Source organism: Aliiroseovarius crassostreae (assembly GCF_001307765.1).
Lineage (GTDB): Bacteria > Pseudomonadota > Alphaproteobacteria > Rhodobacterales > Rhodobacteraceae > Aliiroseovarius > Aliiroseovarius crassostreae.
Map to the genome: position 1 here is coordinate 96,575 of NZ_LKBA01000001.1, position 24,453 is coordinate 121,027.

Genomic DNA, 24,453 nt, shown 5'->3' on the forward strand with positions numbered 1-24,453 from the left:
TTCAGAAATGCAAATCGAAGATCCTCATTGCTTGCGCCGTCAAGGCCTCTTGGCGCGCGCTCGCTTGGTCGGCACCCCATTCCTCATTCTCGGCCAAGACTTGATTGATCTGCAGGCGGGACACCTGCAAAATCGCCCGCTTGTTATGGAAAGGTCTATTGCCCGCCCGGTTGTTTTCATCCTCGCTAAGCAATGTCAGATTTCCAATCTTGTGCAGATGAGGCAGCATCTCCACTCCCGCCTCTTCGGGATTTTGTGGGCTGACATGCTCCAAAGTCATGGCCCGAATGTCGATCGATACATTCGGGGCCATCACAGTTGGTCGGCCGTTTGCTTGGCCGTTGTACCAAGCCGACATGAACTCTGAAATGGCCAGAAGGTACTTTAGCTCTTTCTTGTTCTTGTCGTAGTTCAATCCATCAAGTTGGCGCTCCAGCGCTTCAGTGGTCGCATAGCGATCCAAAAGATCTCGCAAGATTGCCTCCAGATCTGCGAGGCGATACTCGTTTGGAGTATCTCTAATCTTTGTAATCATCGGGCCAATTTTTCTATCGTATTCAGCGATCCTAGCGCGCGCCAACACCCCATAGCGAAACGCAAACCGCTCAAGGACACACATCAAACGTTCTTGATGGTCAGCACGCAGACTTTGGGCTGCGTAGACAAGTGGGAGTATCCAAAGTTGCTTCAAATCACGAAGCGTATAAGCGAGCCGGTCTGACATAACCGGTGACAGATTCAACCCGCCACCGACGATGTTTCCTTCAGCGAGGGCGCTGATCTTCAGCATGTCCGTTTTGAGAGCTTCAACTCTCTGGACGAGAGCTCTGGCGTCTGCTGCCCCCAGCAGCTCACCGCTCGAGAGCTCCTCAAAGTGCATTGCCTCGAATTCAGTGGATGTGCGGGCGATATTGAATCGCCGCCCCGTCCGCGCTTGATAGGCAAGCACAAGGTATGCATCGGGATTAGGAGCGATGCCACCTATTTCTTTCCATGCAGCAGCCAGCTGGTCTCTCTCCGCCGCTTCCAGCCTTTGACCGGCCCGCTCCATTGTGGTTGCACGAAGAAGGTCACAGTCACTAACAGGCAAGCCTCTGTTGTTCAGAACCCTAAATATCAGACTCGCGTGTTCGGGGGCATTTGCCTCGATGTGCACCACCTCCCAGTCTTCTAGGGCACTCGCGTAGAACTGGTTCAGCGCATTGAACTCACGCTCAGGCGAACCCGTGGCATCCCGCCGTTCCTGAAGCATAGCGAAACATGCTTCATATGCTGCTTCAAGTCGCCTATGCGACGGAGCTGCTGCTTGCACATCGTCTCCTCTCAAAAGCCCTTTGAAAACAGCATCATCAGTATCATTCAAGGTTAACGGATAGACATCTTTGGTTTCCATGAACTCTAGGTCTTTGTTCATGATGAAGCGCGAAAAGAGTGTTTCCGCCATCGTCGACAACGCTGATGCGAGCTCCGGAGAGCCCTCGCGAAATAATTCAGAAGCCGAGAGGCAATGTTGGCGCAAGGACGCGACAAACAGCAGGAAGGTGGCAAAGCGCTGCTGTCCATCAATGACTTCTCTTCTGGGGCGGACCAAGCCGCCAGGGTCTTTTGGTGAAGTGACGACTGAGCCGAAGAAATGCCGTTCACGCTCGCCATTTATTCGTCGCTGCCAACAACGCCGCACATCGTCAATGAACGCATCGATTTGCTCATTTTCCCATTCGTAGGCCCGCTGGTAGGCGGGTACGCGAAAGAGTGTCATACCACCAAAAAGGGCGGACACCGTGGTCGGCGTGGCGCGCTGGCACAGCAGATCTGAAACTTTTTCCATTTTAATCGACGTTACCCAATTTCACTTCTAAGTATGTCCTGATAGCGGATCAGAAAATTCGATGGGTCCGATGGCTTTGGTCCCATCCTGCTTCGGAGCAGTTCAAATCCGCCGGCGGCATACAGATTCAAAATGTGCATGCCCTCCGCCGATAAACGCGTAGGGGAGGCAACCTGAAGAAGCTTCGCGATCGACCTCTCAAGCTGCTGTTCAGAATAGTCTTCAGAATGAAGGGCCGTTACTTCCGCATCTACCAACAATCCTGCGATATACTCACGGTATGGTTCGTACTCATTTGGATAACTCGCAAGGAAGTTTGCTCCGTCGAGCATTTCACTTGTGCCCGTCTTTCTGCAAGAAAGACCAAGCATTAGCCCCGCGTAATATGCGTCAAAAAGGATGAGTGACCCTCGAGCCGCATCTGATGACTTTGTTCGGCCAAACATTCGCTGGTCGACATAGTCGAAATATATGCGGGCCTCTTTGTGGAGCACAAATCCGCGCGCCCGAGCATTTTGATCAAGTGTCATGCCGATGTTCTCCCGCTTTGGAATTGGAAGAATGCGTTCTTGCTGTCATCTATCTTTACGGATCCGTCCGATTGATCGATTGAAGCTGTTATAAATTGGGTGTCCGCCCGCCCTTCGAAAGAATCGGCAAAACCCTCACGCTCACTCGAAATGACGAAAATGATAAGTTGGTCAAAGATCTTCGGGATCAATGCCCCAACGTTCTGCCGCAAAACCAGGTCTAAGGAGACTGCCGGAGAGTCGACAATAAAGGGAAGCCGTGCTGGCGCTTCCGCCAAGAGGGCGGTCAAGAAGGCATAACAAACCGCGAGCTTTTGCCCTTCACTCGCACTATCTTTCGGGAGATTTTCTTCGTTAACAAGATGAAGACGACCGTCGATCCTGGACACACGAATGACCTCATTGTCCAGAATTTTTTCCAGCTGAACGTTTGTTCGATCCTTGACGAACACCTGAAGTCGTTCTTTTGAGAGTTTCCGCGCGCGTCTCGCTGCAAGGATCAGCTTGTCCGCAGCTGTAAAGTAGCGATTATTCTCGCTGGCTGTTTCGTACGCCTTCCTCCGCTCCCTTTCCATTTCTCGGCAAGCGGGAAGGTTTCGCTTCCAGTCGGCCTCATCAAGCGAAATAGGTACATCCGTCAGAAAGCGGAGAGCCTGATCTTTTCTGGCCTTTTCCGCCGAAAGCTCCCCTTTTTCAGATGTGAGCCTCTCTACTTCCTCCATGCCAGCTTGCGCTTTCTCGATATCCAGGCGCGCTCGCTCTTGTCCGACCGAGGTCAGCCGATCTTCGGCATCGCTCAGGTCTTCGATCACCTCGGAGAAGGAGCGCCGATCGACACTGTCCGTAAGCTTGTAACGGATATCATTGATGACGCTTACTTGCTCGTCACCTAGATGGTCGTCAGCATGCGAAAGAATATGGCTCCGTTTCTCGTCATCCAATTCAACGCCGCAAACGCACCTATCCTGTACTGCAAGATCTTCGAAAAAGGATCTAGAGGATCTCGGCAACCTTTTTTCTTTTAACGTTTCACTTAAGGTGTTTAGTCTCGCGGCAACAAAAGTATGGAGACTTAGTGGGGACCGAAAGCTCGAAATCGCACTGCTGGAATATTTTGCGATATCACTACTCGCGGCTCGACTTCGATCATCAATATCCTTCTGCCTCTCCTGAAACTCCTCGTTTTCGTAACCCAACTCGCGGCAGCGGTCGTCGATTTCGTTTAATCTTCCGTCAATTCTTTCGAGAGCACGATCAAGCGACACCTTTTCCTGATTGAGCTTAGCAAGAACCTCCTTCGCCTCGGTGTACTCTCGTTCCAGTCGATTTACAGCCGCTTGTTCAGAAGCCGTGGTTACATCCCTGTTTCGCTTCTTTCGATTACCTTTAAGGGTCTCTATTCGGCCAACAAGATCGTCAAAAGAATCAGTTCTATATAGTGCCTCGATCGCCTTGTCCGCAGCAGCGGCGCCGTCTTTGAGCATATCTTGTGCAAGTTCACCATCAAAGACGAACAGATCAATACTTCGGCTCAAAGCTGAGGCTAACGCAGGGTCAATCGAGTTTAGAAGGTGTCCAGATTGCTTACCGCTCTGGACAGTCGTGGTGTAGAAATAGTGACGCCCCATCTCAAAATCGAAATCAATCCGAAACGTCAACCTTTCTCCGGAAACGATGAGAACGAGCTCGAAATACCCTTCCTTAGTCGTTCGGTCAGCCTGCAATGCTGCAATCGAAAGTGATTGATCCAAACGGCCCGTTAGAGCCGACCGCAGAAGCGCCATCGTCGTGGTTTTACCCGTTCCGTTTGGCATTTGCAGAAGGACGTGACTGTATTTATCTGGATCAAGAGTGACACTGGCATCGCGCAGATAGCCGCGCAGCCCCTTTGCGTTCCAACCTAGAACAAGAACGTTATTACTTGTCACGTTGAGCATCCTCTTCGAGGATAAGTTCTATTGTATCCTCAATCCTATGTGGTGGAGGCAAAGCTTCTAACGTCGCCTTCAGCAATCGCTCCGTGGACTGCTGAACCGAAGTGTTGTGAGAAACTTTCTTGGAAGCCTCTGCGATCGCAGCTGCAATTTCTTGTGCAGCCGTGGTCTGATCCTGACCATTCATAGTTCTTCCCTCCGCGTCCCGCTCAGCTCAGCAAGCCACTCATAACGTCTAAGGTCAGTCGTGTCGCTGTCATCTTCATCGCCGAAATCGATAAAATCCAATACATGCGCTCTTTTATTGACGTTGCAAGGATCGGTACGCAAGCAACGACCAAGTCGCTGGATGGTTTCGAGCTTGGCCCGCGCAGATGAAAACAGAACAATATTCCTGACAGATTTAATGTCGATGCCTTCAGATAGGCGATGGCAACTCACCAAACAATCGAGCTTCCCCTGGGCAAAATCCAACAATCGCTGCGGCTCATCTCCTTCATAATAGGTGCCAAAGACAATGCCCGCTTCCAAAAGATACCTCTGGACCAGTTCGCCGTATTTTCGCGTTTCTACGAAGATCAGGGATCTCTCATAGAGCTCAGGGTTTGCCGTTAAGTGGTCCTTGAAGGGCTCCAACTTCTCAGTCGTAACCTTTCGAACACGTGACAGCTCGCGATAGAGCGCTTCATCACTTACAACTTCACCCGCCGCTTTTTTTCCGTGATGTCGTTTGATCAAGTTTCGAATTTCTACCCGATCTTCATCCGATAATTCGTACTCCAGGGCGGTGTAGTCGAACTCACACAAGATGCCCCTACGAATTGCATCTTCAATTTCAAACTTAAAGATGACTGGGCCGATTTCCGTTTCGATGAAACCGTTACCAATTTCATCATACTCTCTCTCTGGTGTTGCACTCAGCCCCAATCGATATCCAATCGGAGAAACCCATCCGGTCAGGGAGCTGACTTGCGCGGGAGAACCAAAGCCATGCACCTCATCGCAAATTATGAGTGTCCTTTCTAACGCACCATCAACGCTGGAAAGGAAATCTGACAAGTAGCTTTGAGAAACAAGCAACAGTCTCTTTCCGCGACCGGCGACAAATCGCGGCCCTTCCCGGTTTTGACCGAAATGGCGATAGATCCGGTAGGCGCTGTCCGTCACCATTGCTTGGAACCATTGTTCTAGCAGGTCATTTCCTCGCATCGTTACAATGACTGTATCCACCAAGTTTAGAGATGTGAGCTTTTCGATGATGCGAAGTGCGGTTCGGGTCTTTCCAGTTCCGGTAGCCATCTCAAGCACACCGTTCTTTTTGGACAAGAAGCACTCAATCGCGTCGTCTTGGTGGCGCCACCTGCTATCCGCTTTGAGTTGGCGTTCGGAACTACGGCTCGGTCGGTAGAACTGCGCTAGGTTTCCGCGGATGGCTTCGGGAATATCGAAGCATCGGACATTCGGGTCGCTGTTAGTCCAGAGCCGCTCAAAACGCTTGCGATGCGACTCAACCCGTGAGGCATCTCGTGGGTCTGCCCAGCTCAGAAAAACGTCAAGGCTTTCAAAATTTCTGCGCCCTTGCTCGGTCTCGTTTTGGGAACCGTGGAACACAACACTATCACCGGTATGATCTCTAAAAATTCCGAGCTTAGGATGATAGTCACCACTTAGCTTGCCGGTTGGGATGGCCAACCGGACAGTCAGAAGCCTCTCAGCAATCATGTAGGAGAGTGTTTGGACGGGTTTGGAACTCGCGCTTTGAGCGAGTTCGTCCACCTCTTCTCTCAGCGCTTGGAGGAGCACCTCGTCGTCGATCGCATCCGAGCCTTGTTTGATCGCTGCCCAGTCTTCAGGCTTAAGCCTAGGACTAGTCAGTAGTCTCATTGTTCCGCCGTTTTGCGCGAAACCTGCGATCCCAGTCGCCACCCGTTGTAGCCAACCTGAAGTGAAATAACCCACACCCCGGTCATAGGACACGGAATGAGCAAGGCACGGATTCATCAGCACCTGATCGATGTCATCCTTTGAGGTGTCAACGTCAGATGGAAAGGTTAGAGATCTCAAGGATTTGTTCATGGGACAATCCTGCATCACACAGGAGGGATTTGGAAGGTTGAAATGTGCAACGACGTGCTACCCGGGGGCTGATGCAGTGACCGCCCTTCCGATGAGATCAATGGGTCCTGAGCCCAGAACAAACAACCCGGTTTTGCCGAGGTTCCAGTCGCGATCGAAGAGACGGAGAGCAAGCGTCGGGCTGCGGTAGCGTCCCTCGCATGATGCTCAAGGCTTGCCTCGGCGTGCAGGCCAATATCATCAGTCCAATAGGTCTCAATGCTCAGTTGCAACATTATCGCCGCGTTTCGAGGACCGCTTTGTCCGCATTGCTACCGCGATGAAGCGAATACGTCTCCGATGCCGGTTGAACGACAGTGTATGAGAGGGCGTGGCTGCACAGCAACTGCTCGGCTTGACGGCTGGCACGGGCCGTTGATCGGCGCCGCGTTGCCTAAGCCCAAGCCCCTATGATGACTGACCGCCGGGACGGCGCAGAATCGAAAGCTTGATCGAATTAATGCCATGCCCACAGGGTAAATTGCCTTCAATGGACAAAAACTCTGTCACGAATGGACAGAAACCTGTCACAAATGGCCAAGTCAGGTGTCACCCGACAGACATCAAGAACCAGTGGTGAGCCGTGAAGGATTCGAACCTTCGACCCACTGATTAAAAGTCAGTTGCTCTACCAACTGAGCTAACGGCCCACTCTGTGAGGGCGGGTTCTAGTGTTGTGTGCTGGGGGGGTCAACCCAAAAAACGCAGAAATTTTGCGTTCTCTGGCAAAAGTTCTTCGAAAGGTCTATATCGCGCCTCATGGAACATGTTTCGACACCTGAGAATCTGAGCTTCATGAAATGGCATGGGGCGGGAAATGACTTCGTGATGATTGATTCACGAGGGCGCGAAGCTGTTGTGACACGGGACCTTGCAGCGAAACTGGGGGATCGCAACCGGGGGGTCGGGTTTGATCAGCTGGCTGAGATTCGCAGCTCGGATGTGGCCGATATTGATCTGGATTTCTGGAACAGTGACGGATCGCGTGCCGGGGCCTGTGGCAATGCCACGCGCTGTGTGGCGCGTTACATGATGGATCAGACCGGCAAAACCGCGCTGACCATTCGAACCGCACGCGGTGTGCTTGAGGCCCGCGAAGACGGGGATCAGGTGGCGGTGAATATGGGGCAGCCGCAAACCAGCTGGGCCGAGGTGCCGCTGGCGCGTGACGTAGACACCGCGCATCTGCCGATTGAGGGCGATCCGGCGGCGATTGGCATGGGCAACCCCCATTGTGTGTTCTTCGTGGATGACGCCGATCTGGTGGATGTGGCGGGGGTTGGACCCGAGTTTGAAACCCACGACCTGTTTCCGGAACATACCAATGTGGAATTTGCCTCGGTCCGCGCCAAGGACGAGATCCGTATGCGGGTCTGGGAACGCGGCACCGGCATTACGCTTGCGTGCGGGTCCGGTGCCTGCGCCACTGCGGTTGCGGCGTATCAGCGGGGCCTGACCGGGCCCAAAGTGCGGATGGAGCTGGACGGGGGGTGGCTGACGCTGGACATTCGTGATGATGGCGTCTGGATGACCGGCCCCACGGCGTTTGTCTTTGCGGGGGAACTGACCCCTGCCTTTCTGAAAGACCTTTGACATGACTGCGAAACCGCCCGTCTTTGCGACCATGGGCTGTCGCCTGAACGCCTATGAAACCGAGGCCATGAAACGGCTTGCGGCAGACGCAGGCGTGGAAGGGGCCGTGGTGATCAACACCTGTGCGGTGACTGCGGAAGCGGTGCGCAAAGCGCGGCAGGAGATCCGAAAGCTGCGCCGTGACAACCCGGATGCCAAGCTGATCGTGACCGGATGTGCGGCCCAGACCGAGCCTGAGACGTTTGCCGCCATGGGTGAGGTGGACGCGGTCATTGGCAATAGCGAAAAGATGTCGCCCGAAACCTGGGCCGGGCTGGCCCCGGACCTGATCGGCCAGACAGAGCGGGTGCAGGTCAATGACATCATGTCTGTCACCGAAACCGCAAGCCACCTGATCGACGGTTTCGGCACGCGGAGCCGCGCCTATGTTCAGGTGCAGAACGGTTGCGATCACCGCTGCACCTTCTGCATCATCCCCTATGGTCGGGGCAATTCGCGCTCGGTGCCTGCGGGTGTGGTGGTTGATCAGATCAAGCGTCTTGTGGACAAGGGCTTCAATGAGGTTGTGCTGACCGGGGTGGACCTGACCAGCTGGGGTGACGACTTGCCTGCCAAGCCGCGTTTGGGGGATCTGGTGATGCGGATCCTGAAACTGGTGCCGGACCTGCCGCGCCTGCGGATCTCTTCGATCGATTCCATCGAGGCGGATGACAACCTGATGCAGGCGATCGCGACCGAGAAACGCCTGATGCCGCATCTGCATCTGTCGTTGCAGCACGGGGATGACCTGATTCTCAAACGGATGAAGCGCCGCCATTTGCGGGATGATGCCATTGCCTTCACCGAAGAGGCACAGCGATTGCGTCCCGACATCACCTTTGGGGCGGATATTATCGCAGGCTTCCCGACCGAGACCGAAGCCCATTTCGAGAACTCGTTGAAACTGATCAAGGAGTGCAGCCTGACCTGGCTGCATGTCTTCCCCTATTCGAAACGCGAAGGCACACCTGCGGCGAAAATCCCGGATCAGGTCAACGGCAATGTGATCAAGGAACGCGCGGCCCGTCTGCGGGCCGCCGGGGATGCGGCGGCAAAGGCCTACCTCGCGGCGCAGGTGGGGCAAACCCATAACATCCTTATGGAAAATCCGACCATGGGTCGGACAGAGCATTTTGCCGAAGTCACTTTCCGCAATCCACAGGTCGAAGGGAAAATCGTGATTGCCCAGCCGACGAATTACCTAGACGGGCAACTGCTGGTCTGATTTTCTGTCACTGGTTGTAGTCAATTTATGATTCTGGTCACGAGGTCACGATGCATCCCAACCCAGCTTTTCGTCAGGTCGAAGACCTGATCAGTCTCGATTTTGTCCGTAAGCGCGGGTTTGGCGTGCTGGGGGTGAATGGCTCGGTCGGGCCGGTCATGGTGCATCTGCCCTTCATTCTGAGCGATGACGGGCGCTATGCCGAGTTTCATCTGATGCGCTCGAATGAAGTTGCACGGCTGCTTGATCAGCCCATTCCGGCCACGCTGTCGGTGAGCGGCCCGGATGGCTATATCTCACCCGATTGGTATGGGGTCGATGATCAGGTGCCGACCTGGAACTATGTCGCGGTGCATCTGCGCGGCCATGTTGAGGCCATGCCAGAGGAGGGTCTTGAAGATCTTCTGCACCGGCAAGTTGCTGCTTTTGAAGAAAGAATTGAAAGCAAGCCGGCGTGGTCCATGGAGAAGATGGCGACTGAGACGCGTGCGCGCATGATGCGGCAGATCCGTCCCGTCCGCCTGCAGGTCGAGCGGTTGGAAAGCACGTTCAAACTGGGCCAGAACAAAAGTGATGCGGCCCGTCTCGCCGCGGCAGATCAGTTGGAAACCAGCTTGGGGCAGGACGTGCAATCCCTTGCCGATCTGATGCGCAACCTGCCCGGCTAAGTGGACTTTTCGCCCTTTATTTCCTATATTTGAACGCAAGTGGATCAGACCGGAGCTTCCCATGGCGTTGCCCCTTGCCCCGATTGCGGTTGTTGCCCTGCGTTACGGCGCCGTGGCCGTGGCCTCCTATGCCGTTGCCCGATCGGTTGAGCGGGGGCGCCGGGATCAACGCGCAGAGGATGCGCTGGATGATGTGCCGGAGGGGCTGACCTTGCGGCGCGGTCTGGGGCCGGAGCGGGGGCCGGAGTGCGATCAGGTCAATGCCACCGGTCGCCTGCGCCGGGTGTTTCGCCTTGGGGAAAATGGTCCGGGTATTGAGATTGACGCGGTGTCGCTCACCCGGCTTCGCTTTCGTAAAGTTTAAACTTTGGCGTGGGGTGAATCCCCGAAGTTTAAACTTTTCACCGTCCAAAATCGCAAACTTTAAAGTTATTGAAGGTATATCATGACTGGCCTGAAGCTGATTTCTTCCCCGCCCTCTCCCTTCGCGCGCAAAGCCAAGGTGCTGCTGATCGAAACCGGTCAGGAGGATGTTGAGGTGGTTGAGGTCATGTCCTCACCAACCGCCCCAAACCCGGAACTGACCGCGGCCAATCCCCTGTCGAAAATTCCCGCGCTGGTGCGCCCCGATGGGTGCACGCTTTACGACAGCCGGGTGGTGACGCGGTTTCTGGATGCGCGGGTGCAGGGGGGGCTTTATCCGCAGACCCACCTGTGGGAGGTGCTGACGCTTGAGGCCACCGGCGATGCGATCATGGATGCGGGTGTGCTGATGGTGTATGAGAACCGCTGCCGCCCGGAGGACATGCAATTCGGCGGCTGGCTGGATGCGCAATGGGGCAAGATCGAAGGCGCGCTGGATGCGCTGAATGCCCGCTGGATGAGCCATCTTGCCGGACCGGTTGACATGGGCCAGATCGCCGTGGGCTGTGCGCTGGGCTATCTCGATTTCCGCCATGGTGACCGGGAATGGCGCAAGGGGCGTGATGCGCTGGATGACTGGTTTGCCGTCTTTTCCCAGCGTGAGAGCTTCCGGGCGACCAAACCGGTCTGAGCCAGCCTCAGGCCTTTCGTAGGCTGCGAAAGGCAAACATCAGGATTGCCATCAGAAAGAACAGGCCAAAGAAATCGCCGATCAGATAGGCGAGGTAATCATGTGTCGTGCTGCCAAAGGCGAGGTTGGTGAGGCTTGCGGTGAGCACCGAGATCACCACCCCGGTCAGGACGATGCACCCCCAGCACGGCCGTGCCTCTTCTTTCGGGCGCAGATCCCAGCCCACCAGGCGAAAGGCGTGGAATACGGCGGCGGGCAGGATCACCGCGATCGCAAGGGCAAACAGGCGGCTGGGCGTGAACATGCCCGCCCCTGCCAGCCACCAGAAGGCAAGGATCACCCCCGGTGTCAGGGCAATGACGGATCGCCAGCCCAGGAGCCACGCGGACAGGACCCGCACCCCATGGGGCAGGAAGAGCAGGCTGGCATGGCTTTGAAACTCGGGGAAAAAGCTGTTCTGCACCGGTATCAGGAGCTTGAAGGTCACAAAAAACGCAAGTGTATAGGCCAGGCTGACCGCAAAGGTTTCTTTTGCCAGGGATGAAAGACCGCTCAGGAACTGCAAGCCGGCCGCTCCTATTCGGGGCTCTTGACTTCGTAATGCCCCTTGCCGACAGATTCGAGCTGTCGGAGGTAACCCTTGTTTACCAGCGATTTGAGCGCCCGGAAAAAGGTGGGCCGTGAGATATTTGCAACGAGGCTGTGGGATTGCAGGTTGGTGGTTTTCACGCCGCGCTGGGTAAGGGACAGATCTGATGCTGCGTAGAACAGATCGCGCTCCGTGGCGGATAAATCCTGAATGCCTATGGCTTTTTCCATTTCGAGAAGCAGTTTTCGCAATTCGGCCAGTTTGGAAATTTCCGACATATCAAGCCATCCTGTTCAAATATCTTGTGGCAGCAGCCTGCCGTCCAATTGATAAGGTGCAACAGGATTAAGGTAGTCTCATGTTGACACTATGTGAAATTACCTTAATCTCTGTTGCTGTCGAGCCGCTATTTTGATTGTGAGTGGTGGCGGCTGGCGACAATTGACCAAAAAACATTTTTCAGGCGCGGCATCAGTTTGGTGCCGCGTCATGTTGTTGATAATCGGTTTTGCGCTGTCGGGCAATTCCCTCTTTGCATTTTGCAATCCCTGAGCGAGTAATTGCTGCTCCAATCCAACTCAGAGGACGGTGGTATCAACGTGCGTCCCAAAGGGCGTACCGGAATGGGCGACTCACGTGACGGATCGTCGCGTCCCACTTGAGTGATGTCATGGCGCAGGCGCCGGAAATTTTACAGAATCAGGGTGAATCTTTACATGTTCGCGCCAACAGTGCGAATTGGGTGCGGTTTCCGGGCGTCATTCCCTTGAAAAGCCGTGCCTGCGCCCTAATGACTTCTGGACTGGCGCGCCATCCTTGGCTAAACAGCCGCGAAGCAGGCCGCATTTTTGCGGTCTCATGTCGTGTTGGTCGCACGAATTGCGGCCCAGCTAAGGAGATGCGCACGTGTCACACGCCGACGACCAAGGAGGAACCCGCCGGGATTTCCTTTACTACGCTACCGGTGGCGCCGCAGCCGTAACGGCCGGTGCAGCGGTTTGGCCCCTCGTCAACCAAATGAACCCCTCTGCCGATGTTCGGGCGCTGAGCTCGATCCGCGTCGATATTGCTGACGTGGCTGTTGGCAGCCAGATCACGGTGAAATGGCTGGGTAAGCCGGTTTTCATTCGTCGCCGCACAGCGGAAGAGATTGAACAGGCCCGCGCCGACAATGACGCGGACAACCTGATTGACGCTTTTGCCCGCAACGACAACCTTGACCCAAGCCTGTCCGCCGCCGACCAGAACCGTGCGATGGACGAAGCTGGCGAATGGCTGGTGATGATGGGTGTGTGTACCCACCTGGGCTGTGTGCCTCTGGGTAACGGTGCTGGCGATTTCGGTGGCTGGTATTGCCCGTGCCACGGGTCGCATTACGACACGTCTGGCCGTATCCGCAAAGGACCGGCCCCTGAAAACCTTCCGGTTCCGCCTGCGGAATTCATTGAAGAAACCGTTATTAAGCTCGGCTAAGGAGGCGTAAATGTCCGGTATTCCTCACGACCATTACGAACCCAAGTCGGGTTTTGAAAAATGGATGCACAAGCGCCTGCCGATCATCGGTCTGGCCTATGACACCCTGATGATCCCCACCCCCAAGAACCTGAACTGGTGGTGGATCTGGGGTATTGTTCTGACGTTCTGCCTTGTTCTGCAGATTGTCACCGGCATCATCCTGGTGATGCACTACACCCCGCATGTTGACCTGGCATTCGCCAGCGTTGAGCACATCATGCGCAACGTGAATGGCGGCTATATGCTGCGTTATATCCACGCCAACGGCGCGTCGCTGTTCTTCGTGGCCGTTTACATCCACATCTTCCGTGGACTGTTCTACGGGTCCTACAAGGCGCCGCGCGAAATCACATGGATCATCGGCATGTTGATCTATCTGATGATGATGGGCACCGCGTTCATGGGCTATGTTCTGCCCTGGGGTCAGATGTCCTTCTGGGGCGCGACCGTGATCACCGGCCTGTTTGGCGCGATCCCGGTGGTGGGTGAGCCGATCCAGACGCTGCTTCTGGGTGGTCCGGCCGTGGACAATGCCACGCTGAACCGCTTCTTCTCGCTGCACTATCTGCTGCCCTTCGTGATTGCGGCCCTGGTTGGCCTGCACATCTGGGCGTTCCACAACACCGGCAACAACAACCCGACCGGCGTTGACGTGCGCACCGGGTCGAAAGAAGAAGCCGAAAAAGACACCCTGCCGTTCTGGCCCTATTTCGTGATCAAGGATCTCGTGGGTCTGGGCATGGTTCTGATCGTCTTCTTCATGGTTGTTGGCTTTATGCCCAACTATCTGGGTCACCCCGACAACTACATCGAGGCGAACCCGCTGGCGACGCCTGCGTTTATCGTGCCCGAATGGTACTTCCTGCCGTTCTATGCGATCCTGCGTGCCTTCACCTCTGAAGTCTGGGCCGTGCAATTCGTCAGCTTCATCACCGGGGGCATCGTGGATGCGAAATTCTTCGGTGTGCTGGCCATGTTCGGCGCCATCGCTGTGATGGCCCTGGCCCCGTGGCTCGACACTTCGTCGGTCCGTTCGGGTCAGTATCGCCCCGCCTTCAAATGGTGGTACCGCCTGCTGCTGGTGGACTTCGTCGTTCTGATGTGGGTTGGCGCCCGTGACACGAACTTCCCGCATGACTGGATTTCGCTGATCGGTGCGACCTACTGGTTCGCCTACTTCCTGGTCATCCTGCCGCTGCTGGGTCTGTTCGAGAAACCGAGCACGCCGCCGGCAACGATCGAGGAAGACTTCAATGCCCATTATCCCGGCGCAGCCGAGTGAGAGGATCGAGAACAATGATCAAACAACTCACAGCAACCGCTATCATCGTATTGGGTCTGGCCGCAGGCCCGGCGCAGGCCGCTGGCTCGGGCGGAGAAGTCAATGACGTGCAGTTTTCGTTCGAAGGGCTGTTCGGTACCTATGACAAGGAACAGCTGCGTCGTGGCCTGAAAGTCTACACCGAGGTCTGCTCGGCCTGCCACGGTCTGCGCTACGTTCCGTTGCGCACCCTGGCAGATCCCGGCGGGCCCGAATATACCGAAGATGAAGTGCGCGCCTATGCTGCCAACAACTTCACCATCTATGACCCGGAACTGGAAGATGACCGCCCGCGCAGGCCAGCTGATTTCTTCCCGACCGTGTCGGGTGAGGGCATGGGGCCGGACCTTAGCCTGATGGCAAAAGCCCGCGCCGGCTTCCACGGTCCTGCTGGTACCGGCATCAACCAGTTGGTCAAAGGCATCGGTGGCGCAGAATACATCGCCGCTTTCCTGACCGGCTTTAACGGTAAGGAACAGGAAGTCGCGGGTCAGTACCTGAACGGCAACGACGTGTTCCCGGGGGGCTGGACCGCGATGCCGCCGCAACTGGAAGACGGTTCGGTGGAATTTGACGATGGTTACAACAACTCGGCCAAACAGCTGTCCAAAGATGTTGCCGCTTTCCTGATGTGGGCTGCCGAGCCGAAGATGCATGACCGCAAACAGGTCGGGTTCATTGCCGTTCTGATGCTGGTTCTGCTGACCTCGCTGCTCTACCTGACCAACAAGAAACTCTGGGCCCCGCACAAAGGCAAGAAATTCGACGCATAAGCGTTCGGGTTTGATCGAATAAAAAGGGCGCCGAAAGGCGCCCTTTTTTTACCGAAATAGCAAAATCACCATGAGAAGAGTTCAATACTAACTCTGCAACCCACTGACATTCTCAGGCGTTATCCCATTCGAATTTTTTCCATTCCGTTAGTGGATGATTTTGAAGCCAACTGATGAATTCATGTCGTATGATCTCTTCGATATTGGTCCGGTTGGCATCAGGCCAATAGTACTGAATTTCATCTATCGCTAGATCAACCGCCGCGAAGTGGAGTAGATAGAAGTCATATATTTCGTTTGCGTACCGCTCTGCGATGCAGAGTTCTGACAAATAGAACAATGTTGAAGCGCTGTCAGCTTTGCCAGCAATGAACCTTCTGCCATATGCTGTAGCAATGATCTCCAAAGCCTCGGATTTAGATCGTATGCTCGGTAGCTTTAGTTCTCGTTGTATACGATCCAAAAGAGCGTCCATTTCGAACTTGTTAAATGGCTCCAGTTCTCCCAGCAAAATGTCGAGATGCGGTGAGTGGAATCCAGCGATGACCATGTTTTCGGCCCAACCGACAATAGAACTGTCGGGACCAATGTTAAGAAAACGGCGCGCATAAACTTCTGAAGTGTATCTTTGATTGGCAAGAGAAAGCATGACTTCTAATATCATCTGGAGTTGAGTTGGAAAGATCTGAAGTTTTAACGACGTTTCATTTACCTCCCCAAATAATCCCGCATCGCCTCTGGTGGTTTCGCAAACATCTCCTCCGTCGCGACGGGGGCATGGGCCTGCCCGTTGGTCACAAGCACCACCTGATCGCAGAGCACGCGGGCGTCTTCGGGGTCGTGGCTGACCATCAGAAGGGTGGCGCCGGTCTCGTCCAGAAGCTCTTCCACCAGCGCGAGCATTTCGGATTTCAGCGCTGGACCAAGCGCGCCAAACGGTTCATCCAGCAAAAGCAGGGGCTGGTTGCGCAACAGCACGCGGGCAAGGGCCACACGCGCGATTTGCCCGCCGGAAAGCTGGGCGGGTTTGCGCCCGTCCAGGCCGCTCAGCCCGACCCGGTCCAGCGCCTGTTCAACCCGGTGCCGGTCTTCTGAGGAGAGCTTCAGGTCCGGGCGCAGCCCCAGGCCGACATTCTCGGCCACGCTCAGATGTGGAAACAGGTTATTGTCCTGAAACACCATGCTGATCGGGCGCTCCGAGGGGCGTGTGGGCAGGTTTGTGCCCTGCCAGGTGATCTGTCCGCTGGCGAGGGGCTGAAACCCTGCAAGGGCTGCGAGAAAGGTGGATTTCCCTGCACCTGACGGCCCCAATACGGCGGCGCGCGCCCCTTGGGGCAGGGTCAGGCTTCCGTGCAGCCCGAACCCGTCCATCGAGATTTGCATGTTGTCAACGATCAGCATCAACCCGGCCTCCTTGGTCGAATATCCAAAACAGCAGGAGGGACAGCCCCAACAGCAGCACCGCTGCCGCCGCCGCATCCGCCATGCGATAGGCCCCCATCAGCCGGTAAAGCTGCAGGGGCAGGGTTGCGTTATCCGGAGCGGCGAACATGGCGATCACGCCAAGATCCCCCATGGACAGCGCAGCGGCAAGCCCCAGCGCAAACCCGATTGGACGGCGCAGACGCGGCAACCAGAGCAGCCGCAGCCGGGCCCTGCCGGTCAGGCCCAGCCCATCCGCAAGCGCCCCGTAATCGCGTTCGACGCTGGCCAGCGCCGGGGTCAGAACGCGCAGGGCAAAAGGCAGGCTCATCGCGGCGTTCACCAGGGCGGTGACCGGCAGGGCGAGGTCGGAGGGGCGCAGGAACGGGAAGATCATGATGAACAGCCCGGTGCCGATCACCAGCGGTGACGCGGCAATGGTCAGATAGCCGACCCCCTCAACCAGACGGGATCCGCGGCGCACGGCAAGGGCGGCAATGGGCAGGGCGATGAGAAGGGTGAGCGCGGCAGACCCCAGCGCGACCATGAGCGAGCGGGCTGCGGCCAGCCATACGCTTTGCGGCAGGGACCACAGGCCGGGCAGCCCATTTGCAAGGATCATGGACAGGGGCAGGATCAAAAACAGCGTCGCCAGCGTGATGGCCGCGATATCAAGCAGCTTCTGCGCCGCTCCGTCATCCCAGCGCAGGACCGCCCGATCGAGCCCGGCGCCGCTGTCATGGGGGATGGAAACGCGAAACGCCACAAAGGCAGCGACCGCACCCAGTGCAAACTGCACCAGCGCCAGTTTCGCCGCACGGCCCAGATCAAAGTCAAAGCGAAACGCTTCGTAGATCGCAAGCTCCACCGTGGTCGCTTTGGGGCCGCCGCCCAGCGCCAGCACCACGGCAAATGAGGTCAGGCAGATGAGGAAAATCACGAGGAAAGCGCCCGGCAGCACCTCGCGCAGCATCGGGCGTTCAAGGGTGCGAAAAATGTCCCGCGGCCCCATGCCAAGAGAGGCGGCAAGGCGGAACCGCTCGGCGGGGATCGCGAGCCAGCCCTGCAGGATCAGGCGGGTTGCCAGCGGCAGGTTGAAAAACACATGCGCAAGGATCACGCCATGGTAGCCATAAATGGAAACAGGCTCTAATCCAGCCCAAATCAGGGTTTGTGACAGGATGCCCTTGCGACCGAACACCGAGATCAGCCCCAATACGGCCACCATCACCGGCAGGATGAACGGAGCACCCAAAAGGGTGACAAGAGTTGCGCGGCCGGGAAAACTGCGCCGTGCCAGGGCGCGGGCAACGGGGATGGCGAGGGTGACGGAAATGAGCGCAGAAAGTGCCGCCTGCCAGAGGGTGAAGCGGATGGCGGACCAGTCACGGGAGGCCAGCGCGCTGCTGTCTTCGGCATACAGCGCCACGACGCCCAGCGTGCCAAGCGTCAGGCAAACCACCCCCCCCAGAGCAATCAGCCCGAGGGTGGTGGTGCGATTTATGTGGCTTACTGCGCGGATACCGCCAGCCATTCTTCAAGGGCTGCGTCGCGCACCATTTCAGCTTTGTCCGCCGGGATCAGCAGCGATTTGGCCGGTTTGGCGAGCGTGTCAAACCCGTCGGGCAGGCCAGCTGCCGGGGTCACAGCCGGATACATCCAGTTGGTGGTTGGGATGATTGACTGGAACGCATCCGAGGCCACGAAGGCCAGGAATTTGTCGGCCAGCTCCGGCTGGTCCGTGCCGGCGATTTTGCCCGCCACTTCGACCTGCAGATAGTTGCCTTCGTCAAAAGCGGCGGCGGCTTTGCTGTCGTCTTCTTCCGCGATCAGGTGATAGGCGGGGGAGGTGGTGTAGCTCAGCACCATGTCGGCCTCCCCCTCCAGGAACATGCCGTAAGCTTCGGACCAGCCTTTGGTCACAGTCACGATCTGGTCGTTCAGGCCGGCCCACGCGTCAGGGGCCTTGTCGCCATAGACGTCTTTCACCCACATCAGAAGGCCCAGGCCGGGGGTTGAACTGCGCGGATCCTGAATGACGATTTTCAGCTCGGACGCGGCCAGTTCGTCAAAGGATTTCGGCGGGTTGGTCACTTTGGTCTTGTCATAGACAAAGGCGAAGTAACCCCAGTCATAGGGGATGAAGGTGGTGTCGGTCCATTCCACCGGCACGGACCAGTCCGCCGTGACGCCATGATCGGCGAAAAGCCCGGTGGCTTTTGCGGCGGCGGTCAGGTTGGTATCCAGCCCCAGCACCACGTCGGCCTCGGTGCGTGCGCCTTCGAGTTTGAGGCGCGACAAGAGTTCGGCCCCGTCCCCCACGGCGACAAATTGCAGGTCACAGCCACACTCGGCCTCAAACGCTTTTTCCACCGCCGGGCCGGGGCCCCAGTCGGATGTGAAGCTGTCATAGGTATAGACGGTGAGGGTTTCAGCATGTGCAGCGCCAGCAATCAGCAATGCACCTGCGACAAGGGGAGTTCTTTTCATAATCATCCTCCAATGGCGCCGGACGGGTCTGGGTGGGTTCGGATGGATGACCGACCTTCCCTCCGCCGGTCTTAACCGGTTCAGGTTCTACGGGTCCGCGTATGCGCATCTCAGCCATGGATCATCCAGGGCACCCCGAGGTGGCCCCTGAATGCCCGCAAATGGGGGGGATTGGCAAGGGGGCTGTGCATCCGCCATGGCCGGACCCCCAGGCAGCCGGGGCAGGCCCATTGAAAAATCTCGGTAAATTTCGTATGTCCTGTTTCAATCTAGGAGTAGGTCCAGTGATCATCTGACACGGCACAGCCGGAATTTCATCCAATCCACCCGGTGGGCACCGGGGGGATTGTTGCGGATAGACTGAACACTCCGAGGATTTCATGACACGTTTAAACCAGAAGACATGCGTCGTAACCGGCGCAGGGCGCGGCATTGGGGCCGCCATTGCAACCGCCTTTGCCCGTGAAGGCGCGCGGGTGATTGTCACCGATATGAACCTGAAAGCTGCACAGGAGGTGGCCGCGCAGATCGGCGCCACCGCCCGTCAACTGGATGTGCGGGACGAAGGTGATTGGACAAGTTTTGCGAGGGAGTTCCCCGCAATCGACGTCTTGGTCAACAACGCAGGCATCACCGGGTTTGAGCAAGGTCCCTGCGCCCATGACCCCGAACATGCCACGCTTGCGGATTGGTGCGCGGTACATCGCACCAATCTGGACGGCACATTCCTGGGCTGTCGTTATGCCATCGGGGCCATGCGCAAGAAGGGGGACGGGGCGATCATCAACATCTCGTCCCGGTCCGGTCTGGTTGGCATCCCGGCCGCTGCCGCCTATGCGTCCTCCAAGGCGGCGGTGCGCAATCACAGCAAGACCGTGGCGCTTTACTGTGCTGAACAGGGGCTGGCCATTCGCTGCAATTCCATCCACCCGGCGGCGGTTCTGACCCCGATGTGGGAGCCGATGCTGGGCAATGGAGCGGACCGGGAGGCGCGGATGGCCGCCTTTGTCGCGGACACGCCGTTGCGGCGGTTCGGCACGCCGGAGGAGGTGGCGGCGATCTGCGTTCTGCTCGCGTCAGACGAAGCGACCTACATGACCGGGAGCGAAATCAATCTGGATGGGGGGATGCTGGCGGGCAGCATCGCTGTTCCGGGGCGATCGGGGGCGTGAGCTCCTCTTGCGGCCGTGTCGCCCCCCTTGTCCTCCCCGTGCCCCTCTTGACCTGTCCCGCATATTGCGCGATGTGAGCGATAACATCACGCAATATGGAGAGGGGCATGCCCGCCACCCAACGCTCCCCGCTTGGCGGGCTCGGATACGCTTTTGCCGGTTTTGCCGTCTTTGCCACCCATGACGCGGTGATCAAGGCGCTTGGGATGAGCTATTCCGTGTTCCAGATCATCTTTTTCGCCATGCTGTTTGCCTTTGTGCCGATGGCCATGGTGATGCTGGCGGATCGGCAGGTGGATAATTTTCGTCCCAACCATCCTTGGCTGATCCTGTTGCGGGCGCTGTCTTCGGTGATTGCCATGGCGTCGGCGTTTTATGCGTTTACCGTCCTGCCCCTGGCTGAGGTCTATGCGCTGCTGTTTGCCACGCCGCTGTTGATCACCGCCCTGTCCGCCCTGCTGCTGGGAGAGCCGGTGCGCCTGCAACGCTGGGCGGCGGTTCTGGTGGGGCTTGTGGGGGTGATTGTGGTGCTCCGGCCCGGCGTGACCGAGATATCCACCGGTCACATTGCAGCTTTGACCGCAGCCTGCATGTCGGCGCTGGGGTCGATCATCATGCGCCGGATCGGCGGGCAGGAGCGCACGGCGGTGATGATCCTTTACCCGATGCTGTCCTCAATCCTGTTCATGGGGGCGGCCTTGCCATTTGTCTATGTCCCGATGGGGCTGTCCGATCTCGGGCTGTCGGCGTCGGTGGGGCTGATGTCGGTTGTTGCGCAATTCTGTCTGATTGCGGCCTATCGTGCGGCCCCTGCCGCGGTGGTGGCGCCGACGCAATACAGCCAGATCCTCTGGGCGACGGTGTTCGGTGCGGTCTTTTTTGCCGAGTTCCCGGATATCTGGGTCGGGGTTGGGGCAAGTATCGTGATCGGGTCGGGGGTGTTCATTGTCTGGCGTGAAAGCCGTCCAAAAGTGTCAGCCCGCAATCCGATCCTGCGCAATCCGAATATGCGCTATGATGCCGGGGTCAGCCCGAAGCCCAAACACCGCCGGCCAGAGGCGGAGGGGGAATAGGGGCGCTGCCCCTCGCCGCTGGGCGGCTCACCCCGGGATATTTGCTGCAAGAGGAAGAGGGCGCGCCGCTTTTTGCAACAGGCATCGGGGCCGGATGATCAAGCAATCTTTCCTTTCCCGCCTTGCCCCGCTATCAGGGGAGCAAGCAAAGGAGCGCGCCCATGTCGATGAACAGCTTTGGTCATGTTTTCCGTGTCACCACCTGGGGTGAAAGCCATGGGCCTGCGCTTGGGGCCACGGTGGATGGCTGCCCGCCGGGTGTGCCGCTTGAGGCCGGGATGCTGCAGGTCTGGCTGGACAAACGTCGTCCGGGACAGAACAAACATACGACGCAGCGCAATGAACCTGACCAGGTGCGCATTCTGTCCGGTGTTTATGACGGTAAGACCACCGGCACGCCGATCCAGTTGATGATCGAAAACACCGACCAGCGGTCGAAGGATTATGGCGAGATTGAAAAGACATTCCGCCCCGGCCACGCGGATATCACCTATCATCAGAAATACGGCATTCGTGATCCGCGCGGCGGCGGGCGGTCCTCGGCGCGCGAAACCGCGGCCCGTGTGGCGGCTGGCGGGGTGGCGCGCGAAGTGCTGAAGGCGTTGGTGCCGGGCATTGAGATCAAGGGATACATGACCCAGATGGGGGAGCTGCATCTGGACCGCGACAAGTTCGACTGGGATGCCATCGACGGCAATCCTTTCTGGCTGCCCGATGCGGGCGCGGTGGCGGATTGGGAGAAGTATCTGCTGCAGATTCGCAAGGACAATGACAGCGTCGGCGCCGCGGTTGAAGTGGTCGTGCGGGGCGCTCCTGCCGGGCTGGGCGCACCGGTTTACGGCAAGCTGGACACGGACCTGGCCGCCGCGATGATGTCGATCAATGCGGTGAAAGGTGTTGAGGTCGGTGAAGGCATGGCCGCCGCCGCTCTGCGGGGCACCACCAATGCGGATGAGATCTTCATGGGGCCGGATGGGCCTGAATACAGCTCAAACCACGCGGGGGGCATTCTGGGGGGCATTTCGACCGGGCAGGACATTGTTGTGCGCTTTGCGGTGAAACCCACCAGTTCAATCCTCACTCCGCGCAAGTCGATCACCAAGACGGGGGAGCCGATCGAGGTGATCACCAAGGGCCGCCATGACCCCTGTGTGGGCATCCGTGCCGTGCCGGTTGGCGAAGCCATGGCCGCCTGTGTGGTGCTTGATCACCTGCTGCTCGATCGCGCGCAGACCGGGGGGCTGCGTGGCCCGATCGGCTGAAACCCTGCACGAGGCCCTTCGCGGCATCCTGTCCGACACCCTGACGGCAAATGGCCCAACCGATAGCGGGCATGACCTGGCCCATGCGGACCGGGTCTGGGCCAATGCGCAACAGATCGCTGCAGGAGAGCAACTGGCGCAACACAACCAGCTGATGGCAGCCTGCTATCTGCATGATCTGGTGACCCTTCCCAAAAATGACCCGGAACGCCACCGCGCCTCGCTCCTGTCTGTCGAAGCGGCCGCCCCCCTGCTCATGGGATTGGATTTCTCGCTGCAGGAGGTTGCGGAAATCTGCCACGCCATTGCCGCACACTCCTTTTCCACCGGGATCCCCTGCGAAACAGCGCTGGCCCGCGTGGTGCAGGATGCGGATCGAATAGAAAGCCTGGGCGCCATTGGTCTGGCGCGCTGTTTCGCCGTTTCCGGCGCGCTGGGGCGTCCACTGTTTCACCCGAGCGACCCGTTCGCAACAGATCGCACGCTCAGCGACACCGCGTTTGCCCTGGATCATTTCGCCCAGAAACTTCTGAAACTGCCTGATCAGATGCAAACCGAAACCGGGCGCATCCTTGCCCGTCAACGCGCAGATATATTGCGGCGCTTCTTGCAGGACTTGGCTCAAGAACTCGGACAGCCCGCGCCGACCTGGTAACCGGCGTCCCCTCTTCTTCTTGGCAACAATACTCCGGGGGGAGCACGCAGTGCGAGGGGCAGCGCCCCTTACGCTGTGGCCGCTGCCAGCGCCGTGGCCAGCACAATCGGCAGGACGTAGGGGGTGATCAGGGTCAGCAGCCCCGCAAGATATCCAAAGACCAGTTCCATGGCGCCAGTTTACGCGGCGGGGCGGTTCAGGTCATGTCACGATGAGGCGGCGCTGGATCACGTCCGCGTGGGAGAATGTTGCGAAACTGAGGGGGCCGGGGGCCGTTGCTTTGACAGCTGCACCATCAGGATACCGATTGTGATGATGCTCACGCCAAGAATATCAAGCCAACCCAGCGCCTCGCCCAACAAGACCGCCGCGACCGCAACGCCAAAGAACGGGTTGAGAAAGTGGAACGTGGCGGCCTTGATCGCGCCGATCCGCCCCACCAGGGAAAACCAGACAAAAGTGGCGAGAAGGCCGGGCACCAGCACCGTGTAGCTGAAGGCCGCAAACAGGCGCAGGCTGGGCGTGAAGCTGGGGGTTTCAAGGAAGGCCGCAAAGACAAAAAGCACAGCCGCCCCCACAAACATCTGCAGCCCGACAATCATCATCAGATTGCCCCCCGCACTGGCCTGACGCACCGAAAGCGTGGCCACGGTCAGCCCGGCGGCCGCGATGAAACAGAACCCGACACCCAGCAGATCCACCCCTCCTGACAGGCGTGCCCCCATGATCAGGGCCACCCCTACCACACCGGCCAACAGACCCAATGCCGCCATCGGCCGCAGCCGGTCCCCAAGCAATGTCCAGCCCGCAAAGGCCACCATCAGCGGCATGGTGGAGGCGATGATCGCGGCCAGAGAGGCCTCAACCCATTGCATCGCCACAAAGTTCAGCCCCAGATACAGCGCGTTCTGGCACACCCCAAACACCAGCACCGCTTTCCATTGCGACCGGGACAGGCGCCAGTTCTGCCCCATCGCCTTGGCAATCCCCACACCAATCAGGCCGGATATGAAGAACCTGAGCGCAAGGGAATAGAGCGGGGGGGCGTCCGCCACGATGATCCGGGCAGAGGTGAAGGCCGACGACCACATGAGGGCAAACCCCAGCCCCATGAGAATTGCGCGAATGTCCATCTGCCGCTCCTGACTGCCGCGTTGCATGATGGCACATCCTAGGCGGCGACGGGGGGCGGTGG

At 57.8% G+C, this 24,453-nt stretch carries 24 protein-coding genes, 1 tRNA gene and 1 riboswitch; of the genes, 12 read left to right on the top strand and 13 right to left on the bottom strand.

Annotated features, from left to right (window positions below; all coding sequences use genetic code 11):
* Position 1: 1 nt before the first annotated feature.
* The 6 genes from AKJ29_RS00590 to AKJ29_RS00615 form a co-directional block, all read right to left on the bottom strand.
* Positions 2 to 1,828: a DUF262 domain-containing protein gene (locus AKJ29_RS00590; RefSeq protein ID WP_055187251.1), complete on the bottom strand. Its 1,827-nt coding sequence runs from the start codon at positions 1,826 to 1,828 to the stop codon at positions 2 to 4.
* Positions 1,829 to 1,839: 11 nt separating this feature from the next.
* Positions 1,840 to 2,358 (bottom strand): hypothetical protein, encoded by a 519-nt coding sequence (locus AKJ29_RS00595; RefSeq protein WP_055187252.1) that lies wholly within the window; start codon positions 2,356 to 2,358, stop codon positions 1,840 to 1,842.
* Positions 2,355 to 4,286, bottom strand: coding sequence for an AAA family ATPase (locus AKJ29_RS00600; protein ID WP_161805355.1), 1,932 nt, complete (start codon positions 4,284 to 4,286; stop codon positions 2,355 to 2,357). The genes AKJ29_RS00595 and AKJ29_RS00600 overlap by 4 nt, the downstream gene beginning before the upstream one ends.
* Complete coding sequence (locus AKJ29_RS00605; RefSeq protein WP_055187254.1) at positions 4,276 to 4,479, bottom strand: hypothetical protein; 204 nt, start codon at positions 4,477 to 4,479, stop codon at positions 4,276 to 4,278. Before AKJ29_RS00605 ends, AKJ29_RS00600 begins: the two co-directional genes overlap by 11 nt.
* The gene (locus AKJ29_RS00610; RefSeq protein WP_161805356.1) at positions 4,476 to 6,368 is read right to left on the bottom strand and encodes a DEAD/DEAH box helicase family protein; all 1,893 of its coding nucleotides are present in this window, start codon (positions 6,366 to 6,368) and stop codon (positions 4,476 to 4,478) included. The genes AKJ29_RS00605 and AKJ29_RS00610 overlap by 4 nt, the downstream gene beginning before the upstream one ends.
* 613 nt (positions 6,369 to 6,981) lie before the next feature.
* A tRNA-Lys gene (locus tag AKJ29_RS00615) sits at positions 6,982 to 7,057 on the bottom strand.
* Positions 7,058 to 7,166: 109 nt separating this feature from the next.
* Between AKJ29_RS00615 and dapF the strand changes: the two genes are divergently transcribed.
* The 5 genes from dapF (at position 7,167) to AKJ29_RS00640 (ending at position 10,986) form a co-directional block, all read left to right on the top strand.
* Complete coding sequence (gene dapF / locus AKJ29_RS00620) at positions 7,167 to 8,000, top strand: diaminopimelate epimerase (RefSeq protein ID WP_055187256.1); 834 nt, start codon at positions 7,167 to 7,169, stop codon at positions 7,998 to 8,000.
* A gap of 1 nt (position 8,001) precedes the next feature.
* The gene (mtaB, locus tag AKJ29_RS00625) at positions 8,002 to 9,264 is read left to right on the top strand and encodes a tRNA (N(6)-L-threonylcarbamoyladenosine(37)-C(2))-methylthiotransferase MtaB (protein ID WP_055187257.1); all 1,263 of its coding nucleotides are present in this window, start codon (positions 8,002 to 8,004) and stop codon (positions 9,262 to 9,264) included.
* Between the two features lie 50 nt (positions 9,265 to 9,314).
* Positions 9,315 to 9,932: an FMN-binding negative transcriptional regulator gene (locus AKJ29_RS00630; protein ID WP_055187258.1), complete on the top strand. Its 618-nt coding sequence runs from the start codon at positions 9,315 to 9,317 to the stop codon at positions 9,930 to 9,932.
* A 61-nt stretch (positions 9,933 to 9,993) separates the two neighbouring features.
* Positions 9,994 to 10,296 carry a hypothetical protein gene (locus tag AKJ29_RS00635; protein ID WP_055187259.1) on the top strand — a complete coding sequence of 101 codons (303 nt, stop codon included), beginning with the start codon at positions 9,994 to 9,996 and terminating at the stop codon, positions 10,294 to 10,296.
* Positions 10,297 to 10,386: 90 nt separating this feature from the next.
* Complete coding sequence (locus tag AKJ29_RS00640) at positions 10,387 to 10,986, top strand: glutathione S-transferase family protein (RefSeq protein ID WP_055187481.1); 600 nt, start codon at positions 10,387 to 10,389, stop codon at positions 10,984 to 10,986.
* Positions 10,987 to 10,993: 7 nt separating this feature from the next.
* On the opposite strand, the gene AKJ29_RS00645 is transcribed toward AKJ29_RS00640, so the two are convergent.
* Positions 10,994 to 11,551 carry a hypothetical protein gene (locus AKJ29_RS00645; RefSeq protein WP_235477216.1) on the bottom strand — a complete coding sequence of 186 codons (558 nt, stop codon included), beginning with the start codon at positions 11,549 to 11,551 and terminating at the stop codon, positions 10,994 to 10,996.
* A gap of 11 nt (positions 11,552 to 11,562) precedes the next feature.
* The gene (locus tag AKJ29_RS00650) at positions 11,563 to 11,853 is read right to left on the bottom strand and encodes a hypothetical protein (protein WP_055187260.1); all 291 of its coding nucleotides are present in this window, start codon (positions 11,851 to 11,853) and stop codon (positions 11,563 to 11,565) included.
* A 628-nt stretch (positions 11,854 to 12,481) separates the two neighbouring features.
* Here AKJ29_RS00650 and petA point away from each other — a divergent pair.
* Genes petA through AKJ29_RS00665 form a run of 3 tightly spaced genes read left to right on the top strand, consistent with a single transcriptional unit; the run spans position 12,482 to position 15,184 of the window.
* On the top strand, positions 12,482 to 13,048 hold the full coding sequence (gene petA / locus AKJ29_RS00655; protein ID WP_055187261.1) for a ubiquinol-cytochrome c reductase iron-sulfur subunit: 567 nt from the start codon (positions 12,482 to 12,484) through the stop codon (positions 13,046 to 13,048).
* Positions 13,049 to 13,058: 10 nt separating this feature from the next.
* On the top strand, positions 13,059 to 14,372 hold the full coding sequence (gene petB, locus AKJ29_RS00660; protein ID WP_055187262.1) for a cytochrome b: 1,314 nt from the start codon (positions 13,059 to 13,061) through the stop codon (positions 14,370 to 14,372).
* A 14-nt stretch (positions 14,373 to 14,386) separates the two neighbouring features.
* On the top strand, positions 14,387 to 15,184 hold the full coding sequence (locus AKJ29_RS00665) for a cytochrome c1 (protein ID WP_055187263.1): 798 nt from the start codon (positions 14,387 to 14,389) through the stop codon (positions 15,182 to 15,184).
* A gap of 112 nt (positions 15,185 to 15,296) precedes the next feature.
* Here the strand turns inward: AKJ29_RS00665 and AKJ29_RS00670 are convergent, their stop codons facing one another.
* Genes AKJ29_RS00670 through thiB form a run of 4 tightly spaced genes read right to left on the bottom strand, consistent with a single transcriptional unit; the run spans position 15,297 to position 19,096 of the window.
* Entirely contained in the window at positions 15,297 to 15,833 is a 537-nt protein-coding gene (locus AKJ29_RS00670; RefSeq protein ID WP_139231433.1) for a hypothetical protein, read from the bottom strand.
* A 59-nt stretch (positions 15,834 to 15,892) separates the two neighbouring features.
* On the bottom strand, positions 15,893 to 16,585 hold the full coding sequence (locus AKJ29_RS00675; RefSeq protein WP_055187265.1) for a thiamine ABC transporter ATP-binding protein: 693 nt from the start codon (positions 16,583 to 16,585) through the stop codon (positions 15,893 to 15,895).
* Positions 16,572 to 18,140 (bottom strand): thiamine/thiamine pyrophosphate ABC transporter permease ThiP, encoded by a 1,569-nt coding sequence (locus AKJ29_RS00680; RefSeq protein WP_055187266.1) that lies wholly within the window; start codon positions 18,138 to 18,140, stop codon positions 16,572 to 16,574. Before AKJ29_RS00680 ends, AKJ29_RS00675 begins: the two co-directional genes overlap by 14 nt.
* A complete protein-coding gene (gene thiB / locus AKJ29_RS00685; protein ID WP_055187267.1) occupies positions 18,116 to 19,096 on the bottom strand; it encodes a thiamine ABC transporter substrate binding subunit in 981 nt (326 codons plus the stop codon). Before thiB ends, AKJ29_RS00680 begins: the two co-directional genes overlap by 25 nt.
* 40 nt (positions 19,097 to 19,136) lie before the next feature.
* A riboswitch (TPP riboswitch) is annotated at positions 19,137 to 19,244 on the bottom strand.
* Positions 19,245 to 19,476: 232 nt separating this feature from the next.
* Here thiB and AKJ29_RS00690 point away from each other — a divergent pair.
* The 4 genes from AKJ29_RS00690 (at position 19,477) to AKJ29_RS00705 (ending at position 23,258) form a co-directional block, all read left to right on the top strand.
* Entirely contained in the window at positions 19,477 to 20,268 is a 792-nt protein-coding gene (locus AKJ29_RS00690; RefSeq protein WP_055187268.1) for an SDR family NAD(P)-dependent oxidoreductase, read from the top strand.
* Between the two features lie 107 nt (positions 20,269 to 20,375).
* A complete protein-coding gene (locus AKJ29_RS00695) occupies positions 20,376 to 21,341 on the top strand; it encodes a DMT family transporter (RefSeq protein WP_055187269.1) in 966 nt (321 codons plus the stop codon).
* Positions 21,342 to 21,502: 161 nt separating this feature from the next.
* A complete protein-coding gene (gene aroC, locus AKJ29_RS00700; protein WP_055187270.1) occupies positions 21,503 to 22,603 on the top strand; it encodes a chorismate synthase in 1,101 nt (366 codons plus the stop codon).
* Positions 22,587 to 23,258, top strand: coding sequence for an HD domain-containing protein (locus AKJ29_RS00705; RefSeq protein WP_235477217.1), 672 nt, complete (start codon positions 22,587 to 22,589; stop codon positions 23,256 to 23,258). Before aroC ends, AKJ29_RS00705 begins: the two co-directional genes overlap by 17 nt.
* Positions 23,259 to 23,485: 227 nt before the next feature.
* Here AKJ29_RS00705 and AKJ29_RS00710 read toward each other — a convergent pair whose 3' ends face one another.
* Positions 23,486 to 24,391 carry a DMT family transporter gene (locus tag AKJ29_RS00710; RefSeq protein ID WP_055187271.1) on the bottom strand — a complete coding sequence of 302 codons (906 nt, stop codon included), beginning with the start codon at positions 24,389 to 24,391 and terminating at the stop codon, positions 23,486 to 23,488.
* Between the last annotated feature and the right edge of the window lie 62 nt (positions 24,392 to 24,453).